The 23,299-nt window shown below is 71.5% G+C and carries 22 protein-coding genes; 12 read left to right on the forward strand and 10 right to left on the reverse strand.

Translation table 11 applies throughout. From position 1 onward, the window contains the following. The first annotated feature begins 5 nt into the window (after window positions 1-5). Together ACQPXG_RS19170 and ACQPXG_RS19175 are read left to right on the forward strand one after the other, a co-directional pair. On the forward strand, window positions 6-1,094 hold the full coding sequence (locus ACQPXG_RS19170) for an ATP-binding cassette domain-containing protein (protein WP_433469060.1): 1,089 nt from the start codon (window positions 6-8) through the stop codon (window positions 1,092-1,094). Then, entirely contained in the window at window positions 1,094-1,567 is a 474-nt protein-coding gene (locus ACQPXG_RS19175) for an ATP-binding cassette domain-containing protein (protein WP_433469061.1), read from the forward strand. Before ACQPXG_RS19170 ends, ACQPXG_RS19175 begins: the two co-directional genes overlap by 1 nt. On the opposite strand, the gene ACQPXG_RS19180 is transcribed toward ACQPXG_RS19175, so the two are convergent. The 3 genes from ACQPXG_RS19180 to ACQPXG_RS19190 form a co-directional block, all read right to left on the reverse strand. Then, window positions 1,564-2,502 carry a TIGR03621 family F420-dependent LLM class oxidoreductase gene (locus tag ACQPXG_RS19180; protein WP_433469062.1) on the reverse strand — a complete coding sequence of 313 codons (939 nt, stop codon included), beginning with the start codon at window positions 2,500-2,502 and terminating at the stop codon, window positions 1,564-1,566. The two genes, ACQPXG_RS19175 and ACQPXG_RS19180, sit on opposite strands and share 4 nt — an antisense overlap. 187 nt (window positions 2,503-2,689) lie before the next feature. Next, window positions 2,690-3,196, reverse strand: coding sequence for a GNAT family N-acetyltransferase (locus ACQPXG_RS19185; protein WP_433469063.1), 507 nt, complete (start codon window positions 3,194-3,196; stop codon window positions 2,690-2,692). A gap of 84 nt (window positions 3,197-3,280) precedes the next feature. Then, window positions 3,281-4,345, reverse strand: a complete 1,065-nt coding sequence (locus tag ACQPXG_RS19190; protein WP_433469064.1) for a phosphotransferase family protein — start codon at window positions 4,343-4,345, stop codon at window positions 3,281-3,283. A gap of 109 nt (window positions 4,346-4,454) precedes the next feature. Between ACQPXG_RS19190 and ACQPXG_RS19195 the strand changes: the two genes are divergently transcribed. The 5 genes from ACQPXG_RS19195 to ACQPXG_RS19215 all read left to right on the forward strand — a co-directional run bounded on the left by ACQPXG_RS19195 (window position 4,455) and on the right by ACQPXG_RS19215 (window position 9,555). After that, a complete protein-coding gene (locus ACQPXG_RS19195) occupies window positions 4,455-5,747 on the forward strand; it encodes an acyl-CoA dehydrogenase family protein (protein ID WP_433469065.1) in 1,293 nt (430 codons plus the stop codon). Further along, complete coding sequence (locus ACQPXG_RS19200; protein WP_433469066.1) at window positions 5,740-6,372, forward strand: TetR/AcrR family transcriptional regulator; 633 nt, start codon at window positions 5,740-5,742, stop codon at window positions 6,370-6,372. The genes ACQPXG_RS19195 and ACQPXG_RS19200 overlap by 8 nt, the downstream gene beginning before the upstream one ends. Before the next feature lie 70 nt (window positions 6,373-6,442). After that, the gene (locus tag ACQPXG_RS19205) at window positions 6,443-6,805 is read left to right on the forward strand and encodes a VOC family protein (RefSeq protein WP_433469067.1); all 363 of its coding nucleotides are present in this window, start codon (window positions 6,443-6,445) and stop codon (window positions 6,803-6,805) included. A 171-nt stretch (window positions 6,806-6,976) separates the two neighbouring features. Beyond that, window positions 6,977-8,419: a hypothetical protein gene (locus tag ACQPXG_RS19210; protein ID WP_433469068.1), complete on the forward strand. Its 1,443-nt coding sequence runs from the start codon at window positions 6,977-6,979 to the stop codon at window positions 8,417-8,419. Next, window positions 8,416-9,555 carry an ARPP-2 domain-containing protein gene (locus tag ACQPXG_RS19215; protein ID WP_433469069.1) on the forward strand — a complete coding sequence of 380 codons (1,140 nt, stop codon included), beginning with the start codon at window positions 8,416-8,418 and terminating at the stop codon, window positions 9,553-9,555. Before ACQPXG_RS19210 ends, ACQPXG_RS19215 begins: the two co-directional genes overlap by 4 nt. Here the strand turns inward: ACQPXG_RS19215 and ACQPXG_RS19220 are convergent. Both ACQPXG_RS19220 and ACQPXG_RS19225 read right to left on the reverse strand, forming a co-directional pair. Further along, on the reverse strand, window positions 9,548-10,360 hold the full coding sequence (locus ACQPXG_RS19220; RefSeq protein WP_433469070.1) for a PIG-L family deacetylase: 813 nt from the start codon (window positions 10,358-10,360) through the stop codon (window positions 9,548-9,550). The two genes, ACQPXG_RS19215 and ACQPXG_RS19220, sit on opposite strands and share 8 nt — an antisense overlap. 53 nt (window positions 10,361-10,413) lie before the next feature. Continuing rightward, a complete protein-coding gene (locus tag ACQPXG_RS19225) occupies window positions 10,414-11,268 on the reverse strand; it encodes a class II glutamine amidotransferase (protein WP_433469071.1) in 855 nt (284 codons plus the stop codon). A gap of 90 nt (window positions 11,269-11,358) precedes the next feature. Between ACQPXG_RS19225 and ACQPXG_RS19230 the strand changes: the two genes are divergently transcribed. Next, window positions 11,359-11,859, forward strand: a complete 501-nt coding sequence (locus ACQPXG_RS19230; RefSeq protein WP_433469072.1) for an HAD domain-containing protein — start codon at window positions 11,359-11,361, stop codon at window positions 11,857-11,859. A gap of 54 nt (window positions 11,860-11,913) precedes the next feature. Here ACQPXG_RS19230 and ACQPXG_RS19235 read toward each other — a convergent pair whose 3' ends face one another. Next, window positions 11,914-12,543 (reverse strand): HNH endonuclease family protein, encoded by a 630-nt coding sequence (locus ACQPXG_RS19235; protein ID WP_433469073.1) that lies wholly within the window; start codon window positions 12,541-12,543, stop codon window positions 11,914-11,916. A 186-nt stretch (window positions 12,544-12,729) separates the two neighbouring features. Between ACQPXG_RS19235 and ACQPXG_RS19240 the strand changes: the two genes are divergently transcribed. Then, entirely contained in the window at window positions 12,730-13,740 is a 1,011-nt protein-coding gene (locus ACQPXG_RS19240) for a methyltransferase (RefSeq protein ID WP_433469074.1), read from the forward strand. Window positions 13,741-13,825: 85 nt separating this feature from the next. Next, on the forward strand, window positions 13,826-14,587 hold the full coding sequence (locus ACQPXG_RS19245) for an SDR family NAD(P)-dependent oxidoreductase (RefSeq protein ID WP_433469075.1): 762 nt from the start codon (window positions 13,826-13,828) through the stop codon (window positions 14,585-14,587). Window positions 14,588-14,590: 3 nt separating this feature from the next. On the opposite strand, the gene ACQPXG_RS19250 is transcribed toward ACQPXG_RS19245, so the two are convergent. Both ACQPXG_RS19250 and ACQPXG_RS19255 read right to left on the reverse strand, forming a co-directional pair. Then, window positions 14,591-15,229: an NUDIX hydrolase gene (locus tag ACQPXG_RS19250; protein ID WP_433469076.1), complete on the reverse strand. Its 639-nt coding sequence runs from the start codon at window positions 15,227-15,229 to the stop codon at window positions 14,591-14,593. Then, window positions 15,226-16,065: a helix-turn-helix domain-containing protein gene (locus ACQPXG_RS19255; RefSeq protein ID WP_433469077.1), complete on the reverse strand. Its 840-nt coding sequence runs from the start codon at window positions 16,063-16,065 to the stop codon at window positions 15,226-15,228. Before ACQPXG_RS19255 ends, ACQPXG_RS19250 begins: the two co-directional genes overlap by 4 nt. 66 nt (window positions 16,066-16,131) lie before the next feature. On the opposite strand from ACQPXG_RS19255, the gene ACQPXG_RS19260 reads away from it, so the two are divergent. Both ACQPXG_RS19260 and gltX read left to right on the forward strand, forming a co-directional pair. Next, on the forward strand, window positions 16,132-16,740 hold the full coding sequence (locus ACQPXG_RS19260; protein ID WP_433469078.1) for a TIGR03086 family metal-binding protein: 609 nt from the start codon (window positions 16,132-16,134) through the stop codon (window positions 16,738-16,740). Window positions 16,741-16,803: 63 nt separating this feature from the next. Beyond that, window positions 16,804-18,201 carry a glutamate--tRNA ligase gene (gene gltX, locus ACQPXG_RS19265; RefSeq protein WP_433469079.1) on the forward strand — a complete coding sequence of 466 codons (1,398 nt, stop codon included), beginning with the start codon at window positions 16,804-16,806 and terminating at the stop codon, window positions 18,199-18,201. A 6-nt stretch (window positions 18,202-18,207) separates the two neighbouring features. On the opposite strand, the gene ACQPXG_RS19270 is transcribed toward gltX, so the two are convergent. Both ACQPXG_RS19270 and ACQPXG_RS19275 read right to left on the reverse strand, forming a co-directional pair. Beyond that, a complete protein-coding gene (locus ACQPXG_RS19270) occupies window positions 18,208-18,852 on the reverse strand; it encodes a response regulator (RefSeq protein ID WP_433469080.1) in 645 nt (214 codons plus the stop codon). 78 nt (window positions 18,853-18,930) lie between these two features. Continuing rightward, window positions 18,931-23,184, reverse strand: a complete 4,254-nt coding sequence (locus ACQPXG_RS19275) for a HAMP domain-containing protein (protein ID WP_433469081.1) — start codon at window positions 23,182-23,184, stop codon at window positions 18,931-18,933. Window positions 23,185-23,299: the final 115 nt, after the last annotated feature.

Raw genomic sequence — 23,299 nt, forward strand, 5'->3', positions numbered from 1 at the left:
TGACCATGCTCGTCGCCTCCGGCCTGGTCAAGCACTACGGCGGGGTCACCGCCCTCGACGGGGTCGGCATCACGCTGGACGCGGGGGAGGTGCACGCTCTCGTCGGCGAGAACGGCGCCGGCAAGTCCACCCTCGTGAAGATCATCTCAGGGGTGGTGCGGCCCGAGGGCGGGACCGTCGAACTGGACGGGCTGCCCGTCCGGTTCGCCGACGCGCGGCAGGCCGCGGGGCAGGGCGTCGCGATCGTGTCGCAGGAGCTGATGACCTACGACGACCTGACCGTGCTGGAGAACCTCTTCCCGTACGGGGCGCCGCGCCGCGGCGGCCTCGTCAGCACGCGGGAGATGCGGCGGCTGGCGGAGCCGGTCCTGGCCGAGCTGGGCCTGGATCCGCCGCCGCACGCCAAGGTCGGTGAGCTGCCGCTCGCGGACCGGCAGCTGCTGGAGATCTGCCGGGCCCTGCTGCAGGATCCCCGGGTCCTGATCCTGGACGAGCCCACATCGGCGCTGCCCCGCGACGCCGCCGCCCGGCTCGCCGCCGTCACCCGGCGGCTGGCCGAGCGGGGCCTCGCGGTCCTCTACATCTCGCACTTCCTGGAGGAGGTCATGCGCGTCGCGACCCGGGTCACCGTCCTGCGGGACGGACGGGTCGTGCTGCCGGGCGCGCCGGTCGCCGAGGTCGCCCTTGACTCCCTGGTCACAGCGATGCTCGGGCAGCCCGCCCGGCACGCGGCTCCCGGGGCCGCCGCCCCGCGCCGCACCGGCGGGGCGGCGGTCGCGCTCACCGGCGTCACCGTGCCCGGACGGCTCCGCGACGTGTCGCTGACGGTGGAGGGCGGGGAGATCGTCGGGCTGGCGGGCCTCCAGGGCTCGGGCCACCTCGCCGTGCTCGACGCCGTGTGCGGCCGGGTCCGCCCGGCGTCCGGTTCCGTCCGGCTTCCGGACGGGCGGTCGCCCCGCTCCGCCCGGCACGCGGGCCTGGTGGAGGCGGAGTTCCGGGCCGCGGAACGCGGCCCGGGACGCCGCTACTACCGGCTGACGGCGTCACCTCGGGCGTCGCCTACATCTCCGGCGACCGCAAGGGGCGCGGCCTGATGCTCGACAAGACGCTCTGGGAGAACACCACGTCCGTGAGCTGGCTCGGGCAGGGGCGCGGCGGGTTCATGCCGCGCCGTTCCCGCCTGGTCGAACGTTCCCGCGGGCGCCTGGAACGACTGCGGGTGCGCGGCGACGTCCACGACCGCGCGGGCGATCTCAGCGGCGGCAACCAGCAGAAGGCGGTCCTCGCCAAGTGGCTGGACGCCGCGCCGGACGTTCTCGCCCTGGACGACCCGACGCGCGGTGTGGACGTCGGGGCCCGCACCGAGCTCCATGACATCGTCCGAGGCCTGGCCGCCGAAGGGAAGGTGGTCCTCATCGCCTCCAGCGACCTCGCCGAGCTGGTCGAGCTGTGCCACCGCGTCGTCGTCCTCCAGCGCGGCCGGATCGTCGGGACCCTGGAGGGCGACCGGCTCACCGAGCCGGAGCTGAGCCTGGCCATGAACGCCGGCTTCGCCGACTCCGTCTAGGCGGCCAGCAGGGGGATGACGGGGGCGAACTCCTCCATGGCCGTGTCAGGGATCTGGTAGTAGCTGAAGCCGAACCGGTCGCGGCGGGCCAGCATCTGCTCGGCGATGTGCTCGGGCGGGCCGACGAACTGGGACGGCATGCCGAGGACGAGGCCGGCCGACGACGTCCCCCAGCCGCGGGTGACCGCGATCCTGGCGGCGGCGCGGGCGGGATCGGGGCCGAACGTGGGCGTCACCATCATGCTCAGCTCGACGTCCCGTCCCTCGGCGGCTTCGCTGACCCAGTCCACCTTGCGGGCGATGGTGTCGGGCAGCCGCTCGGAGATGTCGTCGGAGATCGTCCCCTCCGGCAGAGCACGGGGCAGGATGCCGACGGTGTCGGCGTGCCGTCCGGCGATGCCGAGCATGCGCCGGCTTCCGGCGCCGACGAGGAGCGGCGGACGCCGTCCGGGGGGCGGGAAGACCGTCAGGCCGTCGATCCGGTAGTGCTCGCCGGCGAACGTGGTCTTGCCGCCGCCGAGCAGGCCCCGCAGGATCTGCAACGCCTCCTCCAGCCGGCCGACCCGCGTTCCGGCCCGGTCGAAGGGCATCCCGGCGGCCTCGTACTCGTCGCGCAGCCAGCCCGCGCCGACGCCCAGCTCGAATCTCCCGCCCGACAAGTGGTCGAGGGTGGCGGCCTCCTTGGCGAGCATCACCGGATGCCGGAAGTCGTTGGAGAGGACCATGGTGCCGAGCCGCAGCGTGCTCGTGACGGCCGCGGCGGACGCCAGCGCGACCATGGGCGCGAGCTGGTCCCCGAACGGCTCCGCGACGAAGTGGTCCCGCAGTGTCAGGACGTCGTAGCCGAGTTCTTCGGCGCGGCGGGCGGTCTCGGCCAGTTCGGCGCCCGAGCGGATCGACTCGCCCACCACGCCGAAGCGGAAGTTCCTGTGCATGCCTTGAGCGTGCCCGGTGGCCGGCCGGCCGTGCTGGCAGGAATCCGACATGAGGGTTCCGACCGGCGGAACGGGGCGAGCGGCTCGATCGCCGTCCGTGCGGCGTAAGGGCGTCACCGACTGCCCCGTTCTCACCGGTCACCTCCAGGCTGCGTTGCGCCGCCCGGATTTGCAAGGCGCGTACGCGTCAGCCGCCGACGCGCTGGGACAGCAGCCGCCCCGGCCAGGTGCCGACCTTGAAGGCCGCGACCGGCTCGAACCCGTTGCGCCGGTAGTACTCCACGAGCCGGCCGTCGGCGCCGCCGTAGCAGTCGACGCGGAGGAGGCCGGCGCCCTTCGCGCGGGCCTCGTCCTTGGCTTTGGCTATGAGCGAGCCGCCCACGCCGTGCCCGGCGAACGCGCGGTCGGTCACCAGCAGGGTGATGTAAAGCTCCGGTTCGTCGATCGGGTCGACGTAGTGCGGCGGCCCGGATGCGACGGCCATGACGCCGGCCGCCCGGCCGTTCACCTCCGCCACCCAGATCTCGTCGTCGCGGGCCATGCCGGCGATCCGTTCCACGCGCCGCGGGTCACCCGACCACGGTTCGCTGCCCCACTGGCCGGCGCGGCCGTTCGCGGCGAGCCACGCCACGGCCCCGTCCAGCATCGCCAGCATCGCGGGCGCGTCATCGGGCCCGCCCTTGCGGATCTGCATCGCTCCTCCTTGTCCCTCTGATCCTGGCAGGGCGCCTGATCGCGGGACAATCCGGGCATGTGTCCGGCGTGCGGTGAGGTGTTGTCAGGAGCCGATGAAGCCGTGGGCGCGCTGGAAGAGGCCGAGGGTGATCGAGTGCAGGAGGTCGCCGGTCTCCTTGGGGGCCTTCCCGGCGAACGCGCGAGCGTGCGTTCCCTCCAGGACGATGCCCAGCTTGAAGCAGGCGAGGACCGCGTACCAGGTGATGGACGACAGGTCGCGTCCGGCGACGGCGTCCGCGCGCTCGGCGTAGGCGGCCACCAGTTCGTCGGCGGTCGGCAGCCCGCCGGCCGCGCCGAGCGGACCGGCGAGCGCGGCGCTCTGGTCGGCTCGGTCGGGCCAGGTGGCCAGGAGCCAGCCGAGGTCCAGGAGCGGGTCGCCGATCGTGCACATCTCCCAGTCGACGACCGCGGCGACCTCGGGGCCGTCGAACGAGTACATCAGGTTGGCCAGGTGGTAGTCGCCGTGCAGGATCCCCGGCCGCCACGTCTTGGGGCGGTTGTCGTCGAGCCACCGGGCGACGCCGTCCAGGCCGGGGATGTCGGGTCCCGGGTAGCCGTCCAGCGCGCTGTAGGAGTCGAGCTCGGACATCCAGCGGCCCACCTGGCGTTCGAGGAAGCCGTCGGGTCTGCCGAAGTCGCCCAGGCCGGCCGCCTCGTGGTCGACCGCGCCGAGCGCGGCCAGCGCACGGGCGGCGTTCAGGCCCATCTCGCGCCGGACGGACGCGTCGCCGCCGTGCAGGCCGGGCAGCGCCACCGTCGCGTTGAAGCCGTCGACCGGGGTCATCAGGTAGAAGACCGCGCCGCCCATGACCGACTCGTCCGTGCAGGCGGCGACGAGGCGCGGCGCGGGCACGTCGGTGCCGTCGAGCGCCGCCAGCACCCGCGCCTCACGGCGCAGGACGTCGTTCGTCCTCGCACGCAGATGGCTCGGGCCGCGCCTCAGCACGTAGTCGCGGCCGCCGCGGCGGAAACGGATCAGCGTGTTCTGCGTGCCGCCGGTCAGCGGCGCCACGTCCTCGAAGGGGCCGCCCGGAAGACCGCGGCCGTCCATCCACCCGGCCAGGACGCCGAAGTCCACGAGGGCGCGGTCGATCTGCTCAGGCTGCACGGCGGGTCCCTTTCCGACAGTGGATCTAGCGGAGAGTAACAGTCATGCACTTGCATTACTTGCTCAGGTACGTCGATTATCGGGGGGAGACGACCTCAGGAGGTTCGCCATGGCTTGGGACTTCGAGACGGATTCCGCCTACCAGGAACTTCTCGACTGGGCGGACGACTTCGTCCGGGACGAGGTCGAGCCGCTCGACCTGGTGCTGGGCGACCCGTACGACAAGACCGACCCCCGCTACAAGCGGCTCGTCCGTCCTCTGCAGGACCAGGTGCGCGAGAAGGGGCTGTGGGCCTGCCACCTCGGCCCGGACCTCGGCGGTCAGGGATACGGCCAGGTGAAGCTGGCGCTGCTGAACGAGATCCTGGGCCGCTCCCGCTGGGCGCCGTCCGTGTTCGGCTGCCAGGCGCCCGACTCCGGCAACGCCGAGATCATCGCCCATTTCGGCACGCCCGAGCAGAAGGAGCGCTACCTGCGCCCCCTGCTGGACGGGGAGATCTCCTCGTCCTACTCGATGACCGAACCGCACGGGGGAGCCGACCCGACCCTGTTCACCACGCGGGCCACCCGGGACGGGGACGGCTGGGTCATCAACGGCGAGAAATGGTTCTCCTCGAACGCCCGCCACGCCACGTTCCTGATCGTGATGGCGGTGACCAACCCGGACGTCTCCGCCTACGAGGGCATGTCGATGTTCATCGTGCCGGCCGACGCGCCGGGGCTGGTCACGGTGCGCAACGTGGGAGTCGGCGGCGAACGCGAAGGCTCCCACGGATACCTGAGGTACGAGAACGTCCGCGTCCCGGCCGAGAACCTCCTCGGCGACGAGGGCGGAGCGTTCGTCATCGCGCAGACCCGGCTCGGCGGCGGCCGCATCCACCACGCCATGCGGACGATCGCGCAGGTCCGCAAGGCGTTCGACATGATGTGCGAGCGGGCGGTCTCGCGGCAGACCTGTTTCGGGCCGCTCGCCAAGATGCAGATGACCCAGGAGAAGATCGCCGACAGCTGGATCGAGATCGAGCAGTTCCGGCTGCTCGTCCTGCGCACCGCCTGGCTGATCGACAAGCACGGGGACTACAAGAAGGTCCGCAAGGACATCGCGGCCGTCAAGGCCGCGATGCCGAAGGTGTACCACGACGTCGTGCAGCGCGCGATGCACCTGCACGGCGCCCTCGGCGTGTCGAACGAGATGCCGTTCGCCGCCATGATGATGGGGGCCGAGGCGATGGGCATCGCCGACGGCCCCACCGAGGCCCACAAGATCACCGTGGCCCGGCAGTTGCTGCGCGACGTCGAGCCCGTCGAGGGACTGTGGCCGTCCGGTCACCTGCCCACCCGCCGGCAGGCCGCTCGCGAGCGCTTCGCCGAGGCCCTGGAGCATGCGATCGGCGATGAGTGACACCCGCGAACGGCTGCTGGACGCCGCCGAGACCCTCTACGCCGCGCGCGGTGTGGACGCCGTCAGCCTCCGCGAGATCCTCCAGGAGGCCGGCGCGCGCAACGCCACGGCCGTCCAGTACCACTTCGGGGACCGCGCCGGGATCCTCCGCGCGATCTTCGCCCGGCACGCCCCGGAGGTCGAGGCGCGCCGGCACGCCCTGCTCGACGCCTACGAGGACGGCGAGCAGGGCGTCCGCCCCCTGGCCGGCGCCCTCGTCCGTCCCATGACGGCCAGCCTCGCCGACGACTCGGGCCGCGCCTATCTGCAGATCTGGGCCGATGTCCTGAACCGCCCGGATCCGTTGGTCCCGGTAGCGGTCCTGGACGATCCGCGCGACAGTCTCTGCCGCTGGCGCATGCTGGTCGAGCCGCTCCTGGAAGAGGACGCGGCCCGCCTGCACCGCCGCTTCACCGCCGTCCTGTACGCCGCGATCGAACTGGCCCGCCGCGCCCGTTCCGGCCCTCATTCCGACGACCGCCTTTTCACCAGCTACCTGATCGACGTCGTCGCCGCGATCCTCGGCGCGCCCGTCTCACCCGAGACCAGCCGCCTCGCGGCCGAACGCGACGCCGCCCGCGGCTGAGGTCACATTCGTCCAAGACCAATGGTCGTGCTCCGCGCAGACTGGGCATGCCAGACGCAGGGAGGACGACATGACGAGCGAAATCCGCCGGACCTTCTATCCGCTGATCCGGTCCACCGACCCCGCCAAGTCGATGGAGTGGCTGGAGAAGGCGTTCGGCTTCGAACCCATAGGCGTCTACAAGGACGACGCCGGCGACATCGTCCACGCGGAGATGCGGTACGACACCGGCCTGTTCATGTTCGGCAAGTCCGACACCGCGAAAGCGGCCGTCTACGTCGCGATCGACGATCCCGACGCCCACCACGACCGCGCCAAGGCCGCCGGCGCCGAGATCTTCCGCGAACTCACCGACCAGGACTACGGCTCCCGCGACTACGCCGCCCGCGACCTGGACGGCAACGAATGGTACTTCGGCACCTACCGCCCCTGACCTCGCCTCCAGGGTGATCGATATTCGAAGGCCGCGGCGGCGGCTCCGGTGTTAGCGTGCGGGGGCCGGCCGCGGGACTTCGGTGTGACTTCCGGAACCCGCCCTGTGAAGCGATGATTCGCTGTTCGCGCCCTCATTCCCCGGCCGGCGCCTTTCTACCCCGGGGGAGTGATGAGCGAGACGTTCGCGGACCTCGTCGCGTGCGAGGACGTGCTGATGTTCGTCAACGCGGCGATCACGTCGACCGGGCAGCGGGAGTTCCATCACCACTCCGGCGAGCAGCGGCTCAGCCTCGAATTCCTGCACGAATACATGCTGGAGAACTACCGCGACATGTACGCGGCCGTCCTCGCCGTGGACATCAACGACCACAACGCGGCCATCATCGTCCGGAACCTGCTCGTGCGGACGGGCGACGCCGGGGTCGAGCAGCGCCGCAGGGAGGGACGGCTGATCGCGCGGCGGCTGGAGACGATGCCGCAGCAGCGGGTGTACCGGGTGTTCAGGGATCTGCGGCGGCGCGGGGTGAACAACCGGCGGACACGCGCCATCATCCGCGACTGGATGGCCGGACGTCGCGACCCGGCGTTCGACTCCGTCAAGTACCGGGCGGCCGTGAAGGACGCCGCGCGGCACGCGCATCTCCGGCTTCACGGGGAGCAGCAGGCGTTCCTGTTCGCGCCTTCCAGCGTCAAGGCGTTCCAGACGCCGATCTTCGAGCAGTGGCGGCGGGCGCACTATGACAAGTCCGCGATCTACGAGCTTCCGTACACGGTCGCGGAGGGTTTCGCGGCGAAGCACGGTATTCCGCGCGAGGTATTCCTGGAGCGCATCCAGCCCCGGATGACGAGGCTGGAGCGGCTGCGGCTCCAGGAGAACGCGCGGGAGGCGAAGGTCGAGGCCGTCCGCGCGGATCTGCGGGAGATGCCCCTCACCCGGCTCGCGTCGTACGTGCTCGCGCTGCCGCTGGACGAGCGGGCGGGGCGGCGGGCCGAACTGTCGGAGGCCCTGCGGACCGCCGCACGGCGCGTCGCCGGCGCGGCCCGCGGCTCGTGGGGGAAGGTCACCGCCGTCCTCGACGACAGCTACTCCGCGCTGGGCTCGGGGCAGAAGCGGCGCCGTCCGCTCGCGGTCGCGCTCGCGGCGCACTACCTGCTGGAGGCGCTCGCCAAGGAGTACCGGCCGCTGTGGACGTCCGGACGCACCGATGAGCTTCTCGTCCACCCGTCGGGGCCGACGCCGCTGGGGCAGCGCGTCATCGACGCGCTGGAGACCGGCCCCGAACGGCTCCTGATCGTGTCGGACGGCTGGGACAACGCGCCGCCCGGCCTCGCCGCGGACGTCCTGCGGGTCTGGCGGACGCGCCTCGACCCCGGGCACCGGCTCGCCCCCGGCCAGCGCGTCATGATCGTCCATCTCAACCCCGTCTACGACGCGGACGACTTCGACGTGCGGCGGCTGGCGCCGACCGTGCCGACCGCGGGCATCCGCGACGCCGAGGACCTGCCGACGCTGGTCGAGCTGGCGCGGTTCGCCGAGGGGCGGGTCGGCCTGGCCAAGCTGCGGGCGCACCTGGACGACCGGACCGTCCGCTTCCTCGGGGAGGAGGCATGACGGTCACGCTGGACGGCCTGGAGACCAGGCCCGCGCAGGTGTGGGGTTCGGTGCGGCTCGTCCCGCTCGTCCGCGCCGAGCCCGTCCCCTACCTGCGCCTGCACCGGAAGGTCTACGAGGAGCCGGTGTCGGTGGTGGACGTGGGCGATGCCGTCTACGTCTCGTTCGTCCCGCACGCGTTCGTCGCGACGTGGAGCGACGGCGACCAGACCCAGGCCGCCTCGTACGGGGCGCGCCTGCTGGAGCGCGACACCAGGGCCGCCCCGCCCCGCATGCCCGTGCGATTCACCCGGCGGATGGCCAGGAAGGCGGGCAAGGACCGGCTTCGCTTCCTGCCGCTGCACCTGGCCGTCGAGGGCTACCTGGCACTGCACTTCGGCGGGCCGGAGATCGCCTGGGAGGAGTGGTCGCGCAGGGCGGTCGCGCATGGCCTGTCACCGCGATGCGAGGAGACCTATCTCGGGCGGCAGGTGCGGGACCTGGAGGACGCGCTCAGGATCTTCGAGATCCATCCAGGCCAGTGCGGAGTGCTGGTGTACGTCGCCGACGCGCTGGCGAGCGCGTTCGTCGTCCCGCACCCCGAGGACTACCGGGCACTGCATCCGACGCTGGTCGAGGACCTCTTCGGCGAGCTGATCTACATCTACGGGCTGCTGGGCGCACCGGCCGGCGACCTGGCCGCGCCGATCGACGACACGGGGATCCGCTCGCTCGACGACCTGCGGACGGCCGCGGAACTGCGCCAGGAGGAATGGGCCGCCTTCCACGACGAGGTCATGGCCGGCCGGCTCTTCGACGAGGACGGCTCCCGCAAGGTGGTGCAGCACCTGCACGGGTTCGAGCTGTCGCGGTTCCTGCCGTCCTTCGCGCTGCGCGGGGAGAACCACATCGGCGAGACGATCACCGACGCGGACGGCCGCGTCGCCTACCTCAAGTCGTTCCGGCTCTCGGACGCGCAGGTCAAGCGCGGCTACCTGCTCAGGCGGCTGGCCGAGCACGACTGGCGGCTGGGGGCCGCGGCGGCCGCTCTCGGCACCGACAAGGCCGCCCTGGCGCTGCGACTCGAACGGGCCGGGTTCGGGTATCTGCTGCGCCAGGACGTCCTCGACCACTACCGCGCGCAGCGCGTCACCTGAGACCGGCGAACAGGTCGTCCTCGGTGTCGGGCGTGTCGATCCGGGAGTAGTGGCGGACGAACGCCTCGGCCGAGAACGCCGCCCGCTGCATCTCCTCCGGCAGCCGCAGCAGGAAGATGTTCTCGCCCTGGCTCGCGTGCGCCTGAAGCGCCTTGCGCTTGGCCTCGAAGTGCGCGGCGACGTCCAGGGTGGTGGTGATCAGCTCGTCGGGGGTGCCGAAGTCCTCGGGCGGATCGAAGTCGATCTCCACGCCCGCCTCCCGGACGGCCTCGAACATCTGCTTGATCCCCGAGCGCGGAATGGCCGTGTAATAAAACTTGTCGGGAATTCCGGTCTTTTCGGCCGCGGTGAGCGCGATGCGATGGGCCTGGATGTGGTCGGGGTGCCCGTAGCCGCCCTTCTCGTCGTAGGTGACGACGACCTGCGGACGGTAGTGCTCCATCAGCCCGGCGAGCCGCCCGGCCGACGTCTCCAGCGGGATGTTCGCGAACGCCGCCGGATCGTCGTTGGTCGACCACCCGTCCATGCCGGAGTCGCGGTAACCGAGCAGCTCAAGATGGGCGATGTCGAGGAGATCGGCCGACTCGCGCAGTTCGGCGAGACGGCGCTGCGCGACCTCCTCGGCGTCGTGCCCGGGCTCGCCCGGCTTCACGCCGCCGGAGTCGTCGCCCTGCTCGCCGTTGGTACAGGTGACCAGGACGGTGCGAACGCCCTCGGCGGCGCAGCGGGCGAGCAGGCCGCCGGTGCCCAGCACCTCGTCGTCGGGGTGGGCGTGCACGGCCATCAGCGTGAGTTCATGCGTCATCGGGACTCCTCGGGACTCGGCCGTCCACTCTACGTCCCGCCCGCCGGAGTCGATCATGTCTGGGACGTGGACTCGGCCGCCGACAGGTCGGCGAGCGTCAGCGGGTGCGCGGGAAGGCCGAACGGGAACACCGAGGACGCCTCCAGGCCGTCCACCATGAGCAGCTCGCCGGGATCGAGGAGCCGCCAGCCGGGGTCGTCGTCGAGCCGCTCGCTGGCGAGGACGCAGGCGGGCGTCGGCTCCCGGTGGGCGGCCACCTCCAGCCCGCCGGGCTCGCGGCCCGAGTCCAGCCGCCGCGAGTCGCCGGGCTCGGTCAGGTCGGGGGTCAGCACCCACAGCTCGTGGGTGCCGGGGTAGCGCAGGGCCCACAGCCGCTTCGACTCGGCCAGCAGGACGTTCAGCGCGAAGAGGGGAAGCTCGGCGGCGATGCGCCGGACGGCCGCGATCAGCCCGGACGCGGTGTCGCCGCGCCGCCGGATCTCCGCGGTGATGTAGGCGAACACCATCTCCGAGTCGGTCTCGCCCTGCATCAGCGCCCGGTCCACGTCGTTCAGCCACGAGCCGAGGACGTCGAGACCCCGCACCACCCCGTTGTGGGCGAACAGCCGGTCGTTCATGACGAAGGGGTGGGAGTTGTGGACGTCGGGCGCTCCCGTCGACGCGTACCGGACATGGGAGATGAACGTGTGCGACACGACGTGCCGCGCCTCGGCGTTGAAGTCGCAGTCCTGGAACGCCGCGACGGGCGCGCGGTCGCGGACGGGCTCCTCACCCAGTGAGAACCAGCCGAGGCCCGTCCCGTCGGGCATGCGGCGGCTCTGGAACCGCAGGCTGTCCGGGGCGTCGAGCAGCCAGAACGTGGCGTGGACGCGGGGTCCGCCCGTGGTCATCCCGAAGAGCCGGCACATGGCGGGACGATGCCCGCGCAGCCGCGACCTATGACTCCCGGGCGGAAATGACCTTCGACGGGCGGGCCTCGATGCCGTACGGTCCGGTGTATGGGGTCGCCGGTGGTTCTGCTCGACGTCGACGGGGTTCTCAATCCATTCGAACGGCCCGATCGGGGGTTTCAGCGGCATCGCTGCTCGCCCAACGGGGTGACGTTCAAGCTGTGGCTCAATCCCGTGCACGGCCCGTGGCTGCTCGACCTCGTGGAGTCGACGGGCGCGGAGCTCGCCTGGGCGAGCTACTGGTGCGACAACGCCAACGTGTGGATCTCGCCGCGGATCGGGCTGCCGGAGCTGCCGTTCGTCCCGATCCCGCGGTTCCCCGGCATCACGGAGGGCCGCACGCTCGGTGCGTGGAAGGCCCGGCACGTGGCCGCGTGGACGGAGGGCCGGCCGTTCGTCTGGTTCGAGGACGAGCCGGACGCCACCGATTGCATCGCCGCCGAGCCGGACGTCGCCGAGCATCTGCTCGTGGAGATCGACCCGGTGACCGGACTGACCGCTGATCACATCGAGACCGCCGCGACCTGGCTGCGGGCCCTCTCCCGGTGACGGGACCCGGCGGGTCCGCGGATACCGCGGAGCCCGCCGGGAGCCGGGATGTCGTCAGCAGGTGCCGAGCAGGCGGGTGAGCGCCGACTTCTCCGCCGAGTCGACCGTGAGGCCGTAGCGGTACTTCACGTCGATCCACGACCTGGCGTACATGCAGTGGAACGACGTGAGGGGCGGCGTCCACTTGGCCGGGTCCTTGTCGCCCTTGGCCTGGTTGACGTTGTCGGTGACCGCCCACAGTTGCGAGCTGGACAGGTCGTTGGCGAACGACTGGCGGCGTGAGGTCGTCCAGGACGAGGCGCCCGACCGCCACGCCTCGGCGAGCGGGACCATGTGGTCGATGTCGAGGTCCGATGGCTGGGTCCAGGCGGCCCCGTCGTAGGGGCTGGTCCACGAGCCGCCGGTCGGGTAGCAGTCCGAGCCGGTCGTGACGTTGTCGCCGTCCCGTTTGAGGACGACTTCGCGGGTGTTGCAGCCGTCGCCCTGGTCGATCCAGTGCGGGAACTTGTCCCGCGAGTAGCCGTCGCCGGAGCCTTCGGCGGCGACCGTGAGGGCGGCGAGGTGCTGCGACGCGGTGCTCGCGCCGGGCGGGGGCGGCGGGGCGGCGTCGGCGGCGGGGGCGAGCAGTGCCGTCCCGGTGAGGACGGCGGTGAGTGCGCTGGCGGTGATCCCCGTGCGTCTCACGGGAAACTCCTTTTCGCTCGGGAGCACGAGCCGCCAGTCTCAAATAGTTAGATAAACCCGAAATGTCCATCCTGTTAGGAGAGATCACGATCATGTAACGGTGATCCGGGCGGGAGGTTGCATTCGTCCAAGACGCCCGCCGGAGCGGCTCGTAGCGTCGGGAGCGGACAAGGAAGGGAGCCGACGATGCCGAGATCACCGCTCATGGACCTGGCCTTCGGATTCATGCCGGCGCAGATCATCTACGTGGCCGCCGAAATGGGGCTGGCCGACGCCTTCACCGGTGACGAGCCCCGGTCGAGCGCGGATCTGGCGAAGGAGACCGGCACCCATGCGCCGTCCCTCCACCGGCTGCTGCGCGGCCTCACCGGGCTGGGCGTCGTGGAGCAGCACGGGCCGGACCTGTTCGCGCTGACCGCCGAGGGACGGCGGTTGCGCGCCGGCGCCCCCGACTCGATCCGGTCGCTGATCATGCTCTTCTGCGGCCCGGAGGTGTGGCGCACGTGGGGCGACATGGCCGAGACGCTGCGCACGGGGGAGTACGCGTGGAAACGCGCCACCGGCAGGACGCCGTTCGAGTTCTTCGAGTCGGACGCGGAACTGTCGGCGACGTTCAACCGGGCGATGGCCGAGCACACCCGCGACGTCGTGCCGGGCATCATCGCGGGCCACGACTTCGGCAGGTACGCAACGGTCGCCGACCTGGGCGGCGGTGACGGCACGCTGCTCGCCGCGATACTGCGCGCCAAGCCGGGACTGCGAGGCGTGCTGTTCGACCTGCCCGCCGGGCTCACCGCGGCACCGGGCACCCTGGAGAACGTCGCGGACCGGGCCGAGATCGTCCCGGGCGACTTCTTCGAGTCCGTTCCCGAGGGCGCGGACGCCTATGTCCTCAAGAGCGTCATCCACGACTGGCACGACGAGAAGGCCGCCGCGATCCTGCGCACCTGCCGCGCGGCGATGCGTCCGGACGCCCGGCTGCTCATCCTGGAGCAGGTGATGCCGGAGACGCTCCGGCCGGAGTCGGCGGGCATCGTCCGCAACGATCTCAACATGCTCGTGTCGACCGGCGGGCGTGAGCGCACCGAGGCCGAGTTCCGGGAACTGCTGGACGGCGCCGGGTTCTCGGTCGTCTCGCTGACCGGCCCGCTGCCCCCGTCCGCGTACCACGTCGTCGAGGCGAAGCCGGCCGGATGACCTTTGTCAGAGGCCGCTTACGGCGCGGCGGCGGGGGCGTGCAGGATAGGAGGCGCCGTGAGCAGCCCTGACGAAGGAGTGTCCCGTGAGTTCTCTCGCCGGCCGTACGGCCCTGGTCACCGGTGGAAGCCGGGGCATCGGCCGGGCCATCGCCCTGGCCCTGGCCACGGACGGCGCCCGGGTCGCCGTCGCCTACCGCCGCGACGAGGAGGCCGCGCGCAAGACCGTCGCCGACATCGAGGCCGCCGGGGCGCACGGCCACGCGTTCCGCGCCTCCGTCGACGTCCTCGACCAGTGCCGTGCTCTGGCCGCCCAGGTCGAGTCCGGACTGGGCGCCCTGGACATCCTCGTTCACTGCGCCGGCGTGGCCAGCCGCGGTAACAGCGTGGCCGACACCGACCCCACCGAACTGGAACGGGTCGTGCGCGTGCACGCCCTCGGCCCGCACCACCTCAGCCAGGCACTGCTGCCGCTGATGCGGCGGGCCGAGCGCAGCGACATGGTGTTCGTGTCCAGCGTCGTCACCGACCACATGCCCGCGTTCGGCGGCCCCTACGCGATGGGCAAGGCCGCGATGGAGGCGCTCGCGCAGGTCATCGCCAAGGAGGAGCGCGGCAACGGCATGCACGTCAACGTCGTCGCCCCGGGCCTCGTGGACACCGATATGGGACGCAGGCTGGTGCGCGCCACGACCGGCGTCGAGGACATCCGGCAGCGGGACGCACTGTCCCCGTACGGGCATGTGTGCACGCCCGAAGAGGTCGCGGACGTGGTGCGGTTCCTCGTCTCGGACGCCGCGTCCTATGTCACCGGGCAGCGCATCGTCGTGGACGGCGGGACGTTCTGACGGTCAGTGGCGCGTCCAGTCGGGCTGGACGAAGTCGGCGACCCTGGCCGGGCGCCCCAGCAGCACCACCTCGCGGAACTGCCACAGCATCGCGCCGGTCGGGGCGTGGACCCGCCAGTCCGGGCCGAGCCACATCTGGAGCAGGTGCCCGCCGTCCGGCTGCGGGACCCACTTCGGGGTGTCGTCGGCGGCGAGCCTCCGCAGGCTCGTGTGGTGGACGGAGTGGACCTCGTCCGGGCTCGGCGTCAGCGGACCCGGGTCTTTTAGCACCACCACGACCGGCGTGATCGCGAAGCCGGAGGCGGCGGGGAAGTCGTCGAGCCCGCCGAGCACGTCGGCGGGGCCGGCGGTCAGGCCGATCTCCTCGCGCAGTTCCCGCAGCGCCGCCTGCTCCGGCGTCTCGCCGTCCTCCAGCCGGCCGCCCGGCAGCCCCCACTGACCGGCGTTCCGGCCCTGGTAGGCACGCCTGATGAGGATCACCGACGGGACGTCGTCGTGCTCCACCGCGCACAGGACGACCCCCGCGCGGCGGAGGCCCGGCGTGTCCGGGACCGTCGTGCGCTCGAAGGGGCCGAGCCGGTCGGCGGCGAGCGTGCGGAACGCGTCGAGGTCATCGAGTGGATCGCGGGGGTCGGGGGTCATCCCTCGATACTGCCAGGCCCTGCCTCGCGCGCGTATCGCGCGGGCGAGGTGCCCACGGCGGCGGTGAAGTCGCGGGTGAAGTGCGCCTGGTCGGCGTAGCCGAGGTCGGCCGCCAGCGCGGCCCAGTCCACGTGCGTCCCGGATGCGGCGCGCTCCGCGGCCTCCTGCATCCGGAACCGCCGGATCACCCACTTCGGGCCCATGCCGACGTACTCGTGGAACAGGCGTTGCAGGCTCCGCGCGCCGAGCCCGACGTCCGCGGCCAGGTCGTCCACCCGGACCAGGCCGGGCCGCGCCGCGATCCGCTCGACGACGGCCGCGGCCCGCTCGGCGGACGGGTCGGGCTCGGGCCCGCGCCCGATGAGGAACGCCTCCACCCGCCCGACCGCCTCCTCGGCACCGGAACAGGCGAAGATCTCGGCGGCGAGCGCCGTGCCCGCCGGACCGAACACCTCGTCCACTCCGGCGAACCGGCCGGTCAGCGTGGAGACCGGCGCGTCCATGAACGGCCGGAACCCGCCCGGCCGGAAGGCCGCCCCGACCACGCGTCCCTCGTCGCGGATCTCCTCGGTGAAGTCGTCCCGCACCACGCCGACGATCCGGGCCCGCCCGGTCCTCTCGGTCAGGAAGTTCGTGAAGGAGAGGTGGACGGACGGCCGGGTGAGCACCTGCTGGCGGTGCGGCGGACGTCCCCGCAGGTCCCAGCGCAGCACCCAGAAGTTCGCGACGAACGGGGTGAGCGCGGGTTCCGGCGCGATCCGCTCCACCTGGAAGCGCTCCAGCCCGGTCCGCGCGCGCAGGATGCCCCGCGTCCCACCGGGTAGGGATCGTTCCACCAGCCCAGGCTAACGCTGTCGCGTTTCTTCAAGACCGGCGCCGCACGCCCGTCCTAGCGTGGACCCGTGTTCGAACGGATGAGCGAAGGGCAGATCATGGACATCCGGAGCCAGATGCTTCCCGCCGCGGAGGCCGCGGCGCGGATCGTTCTGGAGATACCCGAGACGAAGATGGACGCGCCCACCCCGTGCCCCGACTGGGACGTGCGCGCCCTCGTCAACCACCTGATCCTTTGGAACGGGCGAGGCGAGGCCGCCGCGCGCAGGTCGCCGGTCGCCGGCCCCGGTGAGGACCACGACTTCACCGACGAGCCGCACTGGGCCGAACGGTTCGCGGAGCAGGCCCGCAAGACCGCCGAGGCGTGGCAGGACCCTGCCGCCTGGGAGGGCAACACCAGCCTCACCGGCAACAAGGAGGGAATGCCGGCCGAGTTCATCGCCGGGATCGTCTTCGGCGAATGCGTCGCGCACGGATGGGACCTCGCCGTCGCCACAGGCAGCGAGCCTGCCTTCCCGCCGCCGGTCGTCCAGGCGGCGTGGGAGCAGATCGTCCCCACGGCCGAGATGAGCCGCCGGTACGGGGCCCTCGGCGCCGAGATCCCCGTCCCCGAGGACGCCCCGCTGCTCGACCGCGTCCTCGGGATGGCGGGCCGCGACCCGCACTGGAAGCCCTGAAAGACCCGCCCGGCGCGCGGGTCCCGGCGCGAGCGGGACCCCGCGCGCTCTACCCTGGAAGGCATGTCTTCGACCTCTTCGATCCGCGTACGTTTCGCACCCTCACCGACCGGTATGTTCCATGTCGGCGGCGCCCGCTCGGCGCTGTTCAACTGGGTGATGGCCGCGCAGTCCGGCGGGACGCTCGTGCTGCGGATCGAGGACACCGACGCCTCCCGCAACAGTCCCGAATGGACCGAGGGCATCATCCGCGCCCTCGCCTGGCTCGGGATGGACGGCGAACAGTACGAGGGCCCCTACTTCCAGTCCGCCAACGCGGACAAGCACGCGGAGGCCGTCCAGACGCTCAGGGGCGACGGCCGCGCGTACTTCTGCGACTGCACCCGCGATGCCGTGGTCGCCCGCACCGGCGACCAGCACAAGGGCTATGACGGCTTCTGCCGGGACCGCGGGCTTGAGGCGGGCCCCGGACGCGCCCTTCGCTTCCGCACGCCCGACGACGGCCAGACCACCGTCATCGACCTGCTGCGCGGCAAGCCCGTCTTCGAGAACGCCGTCCTGGAGGACTTCGTCATCGCCCGCGCCGACGGGTCCGTCACGTTCCTGCTGGCCAACGCGGTCGACGACATGAGCCAGGGCATCACCCACGTGGTGCGCGGCGAGGAGCACCTGTCGAACGCGCCCAAGCAGCAGCTGCTGTGGGAGGCGCTCGGCGCGGAGCCGCCCGTGTGGGCGCACGTCCCGGTCATCGTGAACGAGAAGCGGCAGAAGCTGTCCAAGCGCCGCGACAAGGTCGCGCTGGAGGACTACCGCGCCGAGGGCTACCTCGCCGAGGCCATGCGCAACTACCTGATGCTGCTCGGCTGGGCGCCGTCCGACGACCGCGAGATCGTCCCGTGGGACGTGATCGTCGACGAGTTCCGCATCGAGGACGTCAACACCTCGCCCGCGTTCTTCGACGTGAAGAAGCTTCGCGCGATCAACGGCGAGTACATCCGGGCGCTGCCGGTGGAGAAGTTCATCGCCGAGTGCCTGCCGTTCCTGCAGCAGGCCCCCTTCGACGTCGACGTCGCCGTGTTCGCCGAACTGGCGCCGCTGGCGCAGACCCGCGTCGCGCTGCTGTCGGAGATCGTCCAGATGATCGACTTCGCGTTCCTGGACGAGCCCCCGGCCGACGAGCAGTCGTGGAACAAGGCCATGAAGGAGCCCGCCGCCGCGATCCTCGCCGCCGCCGAGGCCGCCTACCTGGACGCGCCGTGGAACGCCGCCGAGCTGAAGGACCGGCTGGAGCGGATCGGCGCCGAGCACGGGCTCAAACTCGGCAAGACGCAGGCGCCCGTCCGCGTCGCCGTCACCGGCCGCACCGTGGGCCTGCCGCTGTTCGAGTCCCTGGAGATCCTCGGCCGCGACCGCACCCTCGCCCGCATCGCCGCGGCGCGCGCCGCGTTGAACGGGGGCTGATCCGGGTCAGGGCGCGGCGGACGACTCGCCGTCCAGGGCCTGGCGCAGGCCGGTCAGGCGGCGAGTGAGCTCGTCGAAATCATCCCGGCGGGCGGGGGGAAAGTGCTTGCCCACCGCCTCGGCCTGCTCCTCCACCAGGGCCAGGCGGTCCCTGGCGTGCACCAGCGCCGCCTCCTCGTCGGGACGCTCGTTCAGCAGGGTCTTCTGCTCGCGGAGGAGGGCGGCCTGCTCGCGCAGCAGCGCGGTCTGGTCGCGCAGCTGCTTGTTCTTGTTGTGCAGCTCCACGAACACCGAGACCTTCGCGCGCAGCACCCACGGGTCGAACGGCTTGGAGATGAAGTCGACCGCGCCCGCCGCGTAGCCGCGGAAGGCGTAGTCGGGGTCGCTGTTCACCGCCGTGAGGAAGATGATCGGCAGGTCGCGGGTCTTCTTGCGGCGCTTGATGTCTCGGGCCGTCTCGAACCCGTCCATTCCCGGCATCACGACGTCCAGCAGGATGACCGCGTACTCCTCGGTGAGCAGCGCCTTCAGCGCGTCCTCGCCGGACCGCGCCCGGACCAGATCCTGATCGAGCGAGCTGAGGATGGCCTCCAGCGCGATCAGGTTCTCCTCGCGGTCGTCCACGAGCAGGATCTTCGCCTTGTCGTCCACGCGCGCCTCTCCGATTCCGGTCCCCGCCACCGCCGCACGACCCTCGCGGCGACCCTACTGCCCAGGCGTTTCCTCTCCTCAGCGGACGATGGAGGGTTGCAGCCAGTTCCTCATGACGTCAAGAAGATGGTCCACGTCCACGGGCTTCGGGACATAGTCCGACGCGCCCGAGGAGAGACTCTTCTCCCGGTCCTCCTTCATCACCTTGGCCGTGATGACGATGATCGGCAACTCGGCGAACTGCGGCATCTCCCTGATCGCGGCCGTGGTGGCGTAGCCGTCGAGGCCCGGCATCATGATGTCCATCAGGACGACCGCGACGTCCGGGTTGCGGTGCAGGACGTCGATTCCGGCCTGGCCGTCCTCGGCGTAAAGGACCTCCATGCCGTAGCCCTCCAGGACGCTGGTGAGCGCGAACACGTTCCGCACGTCGTCGTCGACGATCAGGACCTTGCGGCCCGACAGGACCGTGTCGAGGAAGTCCGCGGGCGGCTCCTCCAGCAGCCCGTTCAGCGAGGGCTCCGGCTCGTCGGGGCGCTCCCCGCCGGGCGGCCGCTGCTCGACCGGCAGCCCGGTCTCACCGGCCGAGGCCCGTGCGGCCCGACCCGGCGCGCCGCCGTTGCGGGGCCGGCGGCCGGGGACGATGCCGGGCATCGCCTCCACCGCCGCGGCCGGCTCGTCCGGCAGCGCCGCGCGGCGCCTGCCGTCACGGTCGCTGTACTGTGCGGGCAGATAAAGGGTGAACACGCTGCCGCGGCCGGGCTGGCTCTCGGCGTGGATCTCCCCGCCCAGCAGCCGCGCGATGTTCCGGCTGATCGACAGGCCGAGGCCGGTGCCGCCGTAGCGGCGGCTCGTGGTCCCGTCGGCCTGCTGGAACGGCTCGAAGATCTCCTGCAGCTTGTCGGCGCTCACCCCGATCCCGGTGTCGATCACCCGGAACGCGATCACGTCGGGGGTGTTCCACAGCGCCGGCAGCGTGAAGTCGATATCGCCGGCCCGCTCGATCAGCAGCCGCACCTCGCCCTCGGCGGTGAACTTCACCGCGTTCGACAGCAGGTTCCGCAGCACCTGCTGCAGCCGCTGCTCGTCGGTGTTCATGGAGGCCGGGACGTCCGGCGCGACCTCCACGCCGAAGTGCAGGCCCTTGTCGACCGACAGCGGCCGGAACGTCGCCTCCACGTAGTCGACCAGCGCCGACACCGACAGCCGCTGCGGGTGCGCCTCCATCTTCCCGGCCTCGACCTTCGCCAGATCCAGGATGTCGTTGATCAGCTCCAGCAGGTCGGTGCCGGACTCGTGGATCGTCCGCGCGAACTCCACCTGCTTGCCGGTGAGGTTGCCGTCCTGGTTCTCCGACAGCAGCTTGGCCAGCACCAGCAGGCTGTTCAGCGGCGTACGCAGCTCGTGCGACATGTTCGCCAGGAACTCCGACTTGTACCGCGAGGAGATCGCCAGCTGCTCCGCGCGCTCCTCCAGCGTCCGCCGGGCCTGCTCGATCTGGAAGTTCTGGATCTCGATCGCGCGGTTCTGCTGGGCCAGCAGCGCCGCCTTCTCCTCCAGTTCGGTGTTGGAGTGCCGCAGCTCGCCCTGCTGGCGCTGCAGCTCGTCCGACCGTTCCTGCAGCTCCTGGGCGAGCCGCTGCGACTCGCCGAGCAGCGCCTCGGTCCGCGTGTTGGCGCGGATCGCGTTGAGCGTGACGCCGATGGTCTCGATCAGCTGGCTGAAGAACGCCAGGTGGACGTCGCTGAACCGGCCGAACGACGCCAGCTCGATCGCGCCGAGCACCTCGTCCTCGAACACGATCGGCAGCACGATGATGTTGACCGGGGACGCCTCGCCCAGCCCCGACCCGAGCTTGACGTAGTCGGCGGGCGCGTCGGCGATCAGCAGCGGCCGGCGCTCCTGCGCGGCCTGCCCGACGAGTCCCTCGCCCAGGTTGAACCGGACGATGCCCCCACGGTGCCGACGGGTTCCGTACCCGGCGATCAGCACCAGCTCGGTCTCCTCGCCCGCGTTCTCCGCCAGGTAGAAGGCGCCGTACTGGGCGCTCGCGGTCGGCGTCAGCTCCCGCATGATCAGCTCGGCGACCTGCATCAGGTCGCGGTGGCCCTGCATGAGCCCGCCGATCCGGGCCAGGTTGGTCTTGAGCCAGTCCTGCTCCTCGTTGGCGCGGGTCGTCTCGCGCAGCGTCGCGACCATCAGGTTGACGTTGTCGCTCAGCTCCGCGACCTCGCCGCGCGCCTCCACGGTGATCGTCCGGGTCAGGTCACCGGTGGCGACCGCGCTCGCGACCTCGCCGATCGCGCGGACCTGGGTGGTCAGGTTGCCGGCCAGCTCGTTGACGCTCTCGGTCAGCCGCTTCCAGGTGCCGGACACGCCCTCGACCTCGGCCTGGCCGCCGAGCCGGCCCTCGATGCCGACCTCACGGGCGACCCGGGTGACCTCCGACGCGAACGACGACAGCGTGTCCACCATCGTGTTCAAGGTCGTCTTCAGTTCCAGGATCTCGCCCTGCGCGTCCACGTCGATGCGCCGCGTCAGGTCGCCGTGCGCGACCGCCGTCGCGACCTGTGCGATGTTGCGCACCTGGTAGGTCAGGTTGGACGCCATCCCGTTGACGTTGTCGGTCAGGTCCTTCCACATCCCGCCTGCGCCGGGCACCCGGGCCTGGCCGCCGAGGCGGCCCTCGGTGCCCACCTCGCGGGCCACGCGGCTGACCTCGTCGGCGAACGCCGACAGCGTGTCGACCATCGTGTTCAGGGTGGTCTTCAGCTCCAGGATCTCGCCCTGCGCGTCGACCTCGATCTGGCGGGTCAGGTCGCCCTGCGCCACCGCGGTGGTCACCTGCGCGATCCCGCGCACCTGGTTGGTCAGGTTGTTGGCCATCGAGTTGACGTTGTCGGTCAGATCGAGCCAGACCCCGCCGGCCCCCGGCACGATCGCCTGGCCGCCGAGCCGCCCCTCCGTGCCCACCTCGCGGGCGACCCGGGTCACCTCGGACGCGAACGCCGACAGCGTGTCCACCATCGCGTTCACGGTGTCCTTCAGTTCCAGGATCTCGCCCTGCGCGTCGACCGTGATCTTCTTGCCGAGGTCGCCTTCGGCGACGGCGGTGGTGACCTGGGCGATGTTGCGCACCTGGTAGGTCAGGTTGGACGCCATCCCGTTGACGTTGTTGGTCAAGTCCTTCCAGACGCCGCTGACGCCCGGGACGCGGGCCTGGCCGCCGAGCCGTCCCTCGGTGCCCACTTCGCGGGCGACCCGGGTGACCTCGTCGGCGAACGCCGACAGCGTGTCGACCATCGTGTTCACGGTGTCCTTCAGCTGCAGGATCTCGCCCTGCGCGTCGACCGTGATCTTCTTGCCGAGGTCGCCTTCGGCGACGGCGGTGGTGACCTGGGCGATGTTGCGCACCTGGTAGGTCAGGTTGTTCGCCATCGCGTTGACGTTGTCGGTCAGGTTCTTCCAGACGCCGCTGACGCCCGGCACGTTGGCCTGCCCGCCCAGCTGCCCCTCGGTGCCGACCTCGCGTGCCACACGGGTGACCTCGTCGGCGAACGCCGACAGCTGGTCGACCATCGTGTTCACGGTCAGCTTCAGCTCCTGGAGCTCACCGGTCGCCTCCACCGTGACCTTGCGGGTCAGGTCGCCGCTGGCCACCGCCGTGGTGACCTCCGCGATGTCGCGGACCTGCGATGTCAGCCGCGCCGCCATCACGTTCACCGACGCGGTCACGTCCCGCCACCGGCCGGTCATGCCGCGCGCCGGGGCCTGCCCGCCGAGCCGGCCCTCGGTGCCGACCTCGCGGGCGAACTGGGTGACCTCCCAGGTGAACTGGTCGAGCAGCTCCACCATGCCGTTGACCGACTTGGCCATGCGCAGCAGCTCGCCGCGCATGGGCCGGCCGCGCACCCGCAGCTCGACCCGCTGGCTCAGGTCGCCGGCCGCCACCGCCTCCACCACCTGGCTCATCCCGGTGGCCAGGTCGGTGAGCTTGTCGATGATCGCGTTGGAGTCCTCCACCGCGCTGGCCCAGGTGCCCCGCAGCGTGCCCGGGGTCAGCCGGCCCCGCAACTGGCCCTCCCGGCCGATCTCGCGCCGGACGCGGCTCAGTCCCGAGGACAGCTCCATGCCGTTCTGCCGGATCTCCTCCAGGATCGCCGCGGCCTCCGCCACGGCGCCCTCGCCCGGCACGTCCAGCTCCGACCTCGCCCTGCCGTCCCGGACGGCGATCAGCGCCTTGAGGAGCGGTTCGAGATCTGCGTCACTGTAACGCGGGGCGGTGTCGCGGTACCCGCCGCCGGGGCGGGCACGAGACGCGGTACGCGGCATGCTCTTCATCCTCCTGGCCCGCGATTCATCGGTTATCCGGATACCACGGACTCCTGTTCTGGGGGCCTCTTCCGGCAGCACCTGTACTCTACGTCGCCGCGCGGCGGCGGAACCC

This window comes from Spirillospora sp. CA-128828, from assembly GCF_050945415.1.
Classification (GTDB): Bacteria; Actinomycetota; Actinomycetes; order Streptosporangiales; family Streptosporangiaceae; genus Spirillospora.